Genomic DNA, 4,707 nt, shown 5'->3' on the forward strand with positions numbered 1-4,707 from the left:
ATCAGCGAACGCTGCGGATGCGTGTGCGCCTGCTCCGGTGTGATCCTGCCCTCATCGACCAGCGACTGCACGAACGTGTCGTCCCGGGTGATCTGGGTGAGCTCGCCGCCGCGCAGCAGATAGGCGCGCGAGTCGCCGATGTGCACGAGGCCGAGTTTCTTGCCCGCGAACAGGATTGCGGTGAGCGTGGTGCCCATGCCGTCGAGCTCGGGCTCCTCCTCGACCTGATCGGCGATGGCCGCGTTGCCTTCTCGGGTCGCCGCGTCGAGCTTGCCGAGCAGATCGTCGCCGGGTTCGTCGTCATCGAGATGGGCGAGCGCGGCGATCATCAACTGGGACGCGACTTCTCCCGCGGCATGACCACCCATGCCGTCGGCGAGTGCGAGCAGCCGGGCGCCCGCGTACACGGAGTCTTCGTTGTTGCCTCGGACGAGACCGCGGTCGCTGCGCGCTGCGTAGCGGAGAACAAGTGTCACGATCGCAGCTCGATCACTGTCTTGCCGACACGAACGGGCGTGCCGAGCGGAACTCGGACCGCGGTGGTGACTTTCGCGCGATCGAGGTACGTGCCGTTCGTCGAGCCGAGGTCCTCGACGTACCAGTCGTCACCGCGCGGCGAGAGTCGCGCATGCCTGGTCGAGGCGTAATCATCGGTGAGTACCAGCGTGGAATCGTCCGCACGCCCGATCAGCACCGGTTGGGTGCCGAGCGAGATGCGGGTGCCGGCGAGTGAACCCTGAGTCACCACAAGAAATTTGGCGCCCTTCTGGCCCCGGCTGAAGGAAGGCAGCACCGCGGAACCGCGTGCGGCCCTGGGCTGAATCCGAATGCCGGATGCCGCGTAGATGTCGCTGCGCAACGTGCGCAGCACAGCCCACACGAACAACCACAACAGCAGCAGGAACCCCGCACGGGTCAATTGCAGGATGAGTCCCTGCACGGCGCTCCACCTCCTGTTCGACCGTGTACGTCGGTGCCGTAGGTGCGGTTCGACCACCCCCACCAGCCTGCTGGTCTTGCCGGCCCCGGTGTCGACGCCGCGCGTGTGTTGGCAGCATCATAGGGCCGTCGGTCGATTTCGATCACGATAAGACCGACGAATCCCTCGAGAGCCATGTCGTGACCTGCACCGCGAGCTTACGGGATCAGACGATACGGATCAGGATCTCGGAGTGCCCGGCACGGATGACATCGCCGTCGGCGAGTTGCCAATCCTGCACCGGGGAGCCGTTCACCAGGGTGCCGTTGGTGGAGCCGAGGTCGGACAACATCGCGGTCTGGCCGTCCCAGCGCACCTCGATGTGCCTGCGCGACACACCCGTGTCGGGCAGCCGGAAGTGCGCGTCCTGGCCGCGGCCGATGATGTTGCTGCCTTCCCGCAGCTGGTAAGTCCGGCCGCTGCCGTCGTCCAGCTGGAGGGTCGCCGAATAGCCCGAACCGGCCTGCGGCGCGGCGCCGTAGCCCTGCCCGCCCGCGTAGCCCTGCGGCGCGCCGTACCCCGGTTGCTGGGAGTACGCCTGGCCGTAGCCGCCCTGGTCTTCCTGGGCGTAGCCGCCCTGGTCGGCGTAGTTCTGATCGCCGTAGTTCGGATCGGTGTAGCCCGACTGCCCGTATCCGGGCTGACCGTAGGCCGGCTGCCCGTAGCCTTGGTCGGCGTAGCCCTGCTGGCCGTAACCGGACTCGCCGTAGCCCTGCTGGCCGTAGCCTTGGTCGGCGTAGCCCTGCTGGCCGTAACCCGAGTCGCCGTAGCCTTGCTGGCCATAGCCGCGCTCACCGTAGCCGGGCTGCTGCCCGTAGCCCGGCTCGCCGTAGCCGGGCTGCTGGCCGTAGCCGGAGTCGGCGTAACCCTGCTGGCCGTAGCCCTGGCCGCCCTGCTGGTAGTCGTAGCCGTTCTGGTAGTCGCCGTAACCCTGCTGCGCGTCCGGAGCCTGGTAATCCGCCCCGTACGCCCCGCCGCGGCCGTAATCGTCGCGGTACGCGCCGTTCTGCGCACCGCCGCGACCGGCAGGCGGTGGAGCGTACCCGCGGTTGCGTGGATCGGACTCCGCGGGCTCACGGCTCGGGTCGTAGCCTGAGTTCTGCGTCATGGGGCCAGCTCCTGGTTGCGGGTTTGCAGGTCGTTGTGGCGGTGATTCGGGGCCGCGAGCCGCGCTGGCTCTGTGTCCGACGTCGGGATCGACGCGGCCACTCGCCCTGAACTGTCCGGTGTGCAGCGTAGGTGATGCCTCGAACGCCACGTGTACTTCGCCGTAGGTCTGCCAGCCTTGCTCGCGGATGTAGTCCTGTAGATGTTTGGCGAACGCGCGGGTGGTGAGGTCGTGGTCGGCATCCAGCTGCTGATGATCGGAAGTGTTGATCGTGATCACATAGCTGTTGGGTGCCAGCAGATGCCCGCCGCCAAGGTCCTGGACATGATCGGCGGCCTCGCGTTGCAGCGCCGCCTCCACCTCCTGGGGTACGACACTGCCGCCGAATACTCTGGCGAACACGTCACCGACGGCGCCTTGCAGACGACGCTCGAATCGCGAAACGATGCCCATCTCGGCCTCCCTTCGGTGAGCGTCTCTTCCTGATTCGTAACAACGACACGCGTGTATGGCGTGTCGTTTATCGACCACGTTCATTGCATGATATCCACGATCGTCCACACCTGTAACTCTTGGCGACGGCCCTGGGTTCCCGGGCCTGTCCAACCCCCCGCTCGGGCCTCTGAAATGGCGATTTCGTATCCGACGCGAGGCCGTGATACTGTCTCCCAGTCGCTCGGGCGAGTGGCGGAATGGCAGACGCGCTGGCTTCAGGTGCCAGTGTCCTTCGGGACGTGGGGGTTCAAGTCCCCCTTCGCCCACAGATCGCGGAAGCCGCGTGTCAGATTCTACTGGCACGCGGCTTTCCTGTTGTGACTTGGGATGGGAACCTGCTCGTGCGGCGCCCGTAGGCGGTGCGCCCCGCGACGCCCGGCCGCCTTCAGCGAGCTGGTCCTCGATCCGGTGCTGTGCCCGGAGTGGCGTCCCAGAAGATGCGAACCGCCTGTTCGAGCCATTTCCGGCCCGAGCGTTTCGGCGAACCGTCAGGAAAGGTTCGGCGACTCAGGACACCGAACCGTGACGGTCGAGGAAGCGCTGTTCGAACGCGGCGACGAATTCCGCCTGATCCATCGCGGACGAGGAGGGCGCGAACTCGCCGTCGTCGGCGATATAGAAGATCACCCGGCGGGAACGCGCGTCCGCGGGCACGTGCACTCGCCAGCCGAAGCGAAGGCGCTCGGCGGTCAGCTGGGACAGCGGATAGCCGGTCGTGTCCAACTGCCGTCCGGTGATGTAGTCCCGCACCCGGCTGATCGCCTGCTCGGCGGGCAGCGGCTCGGGCATCGTGGACAGCAGTCCGGCCACCGAGAATTGATAGAGCGCGCCGTCGATGTCACAGCGGCCGTCATCGCCGAAGACGGCGACCAGCGCCGCTCGCGTCACCCTTCCCGCCTCGGCGGCGGACAACAACGCTTCTATCGCTTCCGGCGCGTCGTTGCCCAAGCTGTCCGGGAGCGCTCCCGCCACGACCCTCATCGCCGTCTCGCGTGTCCACATGCCGGGCACCGCGGGCGCGCACTCTTGTGCGGACGGGGACTGCCCCCGGTACCACCGCCCCGCTTCCCACCAGTAACAGAACGACAGCAGCCCCGATGCCGCCCGCGGGTTCAACACCGGGTCCGCCACCCATTCCGGCGCGCCGCCGTACAGCTCCGGCATCGGTGCGCCCGCGTTGTAGACAGCGTCCAAGGTGGGTGCGTTCCAGACGCCACCGGACAGCACCGCCCGCCCGGCTGGAAGCGCGTGCAACGTCGACCCGCCGCGCGCGGTGCCCTCGAAGATCCCCACCCAGGGCAGCATTCGCGGACCCCATTCCGACCGCACGGCCACGAAAGCCGCCGCGATCGTCGACCACCGGGCCCACATCTGCGGGAACGGCGGGAATTCGTTCTCGGCGAGCACGGCCCAGACCTTGTCGGCCCGGTCCTTACGAGCCTGCGCGGCGGCCTGCTGCGGGGTCCGCCGCTGCCGATCGCCATGACCGATATACGCGGCCAGCCAGACCGGCAGCTTTTGGCGCGGGTACGCCTCGAGGTCGGCGCGGTATGCCTCCGGGACGAACAGCTGGCCGTCCGGGAAGGGTTCCTCGCCGTAGTCGTACGCGACCTCGATCTCGGCGGAGCCGGCCATCGTCACCAGCAATCGCCACCACGGCCCGGAACTGGTTCGCGCCGCCGCGGCGCGCAGCTCACGGATGAGGGCGATCACGGACTCCGGCAGGTCGACCGCCACGACTGCTGCTCCGACCGAGTACACGACGTGGCAGATCTCACCCGCCACGGTGACCGCGAAAGCCGCGTCCACGCGCTGCCAGCCCGCGGGCCCGTTCGCCGCCAAGGCGCGGGCGAGAGGGTGATCAGCGGTCAGTTCGCTCGCTTGGTCCGCCAACTCTCCTCCTTCTCGGGCATATCGAACGCCCGATGAACTATGACGGAATGTTCTAGCAGGTTTCGCACGTTTGCCGCCGCTATGGAATCCCGCCTTCCCTTCTCCGGCCGCAGTGCTGGTTCCACGGTCCACGATGCGCTGGGTGGGAAGCCTCGGGGCGCGCTCGCTCAGTCCGAGAATCGAGCGGCCCCCGGCAGGGCCCACAAGGCAGGCGAGAACTCCGGGTGGGTGA

The 4,707-nt window shown here is 67.7% G+C and carries 4 protein-coding genes and 1 tRNA gene; 1 reads left to right on the forward strand and 4 read right to left on the reverse strand.

Annotation, left to right across the window (positions count from 1 at the left end; translation table 11 throughout):
- The 3 genes from ON27_RS34915 to ON27_RS34925 form a co-directional block, all read right to left on the reverse strand.
- The coding region (locus ON27_RS34915) for a PP2C family protein-serine/threonine phosphatase (RefSeq protein ID WP_043737429.1) at window positions 1-476 on the reverse strand (476 nt) is incomplete at its 3' end.
- Window positions 473-940 carry an FHA domain-containing protein FhaB/FipA gene (locus ON27_RS34920; RefSeq protein WP_014980860.1) on the reverse strand — a complete coding sequence of 156 codons (468 nt, stop codon included), beginning with the start codon at window positions 938-940 and terminating at the stop codon, window positions 473-475. The genes ON27_RS34915 and ON27_RS34920, both read right to left, overlap by 4 nt.
- A 205-nt stretch (window positions 941-1,145) precedes the next feature.
- The gene (locus ON27_RS34925) at window positions 1,146-2,540 is read right to left on the reverse strand and encodes an FHA domain-containing protein (RefSeq protein WP_043737431.1); all 1,395 of its coding nucleotides are present in this window, start codon (window positions 2,538-2,540) and stop codon (window positions 1,146-1,148) included.
- 225 nt (window positions 2,541-2,765) lie between these two features.
- Between ON27_RS34925 and ON27_RS34930 the strand changes: the two genes are divergently transcribed.
- Window positions 2,766-2,848, forward strand: a tRNA-Leu gene (locus ON27_RS34930).
- 241 nt (window positions 2,849-3,089) lie between these two features.
- Here the strand turns inward: ON27_RS34930 and ON27_RS34935 are convergent.
- Window positions 3,090-4,475 carry a hypothetical protein gene (locus ON27_RS34935; protein WP_043737434.1) on the reverse strand — a complete coding sequence of 462 codons (1,386 nt, stop codon included), beginning with the start codon at window positions 4,473-4,475 and terminating at the stop codon, window positions 3,090-3,092.
- Between the last annotated feature and the right edge of the window lie 232 nt (window positions 4,476-4,707).

Source organism: Nocardia asiatica NBRC 100129 (assembly GCF_000308415.1).
Lineage (GTDB): Bacteria > Actinomycetota > Actinomycetes > Mycobacteriales > Mycobacteriaceae > Nocardia > Nocardia asiatica.

Coding starts and splice junctions, on each gene's coding strand:
- ON27_RS34925 (WP_043737431.1), bottom strand. CDS start 2,540: ATGGGCATCGTTTCGCGATTCGAGCGTCGTCTGCAAGGCGCCGTCGGT.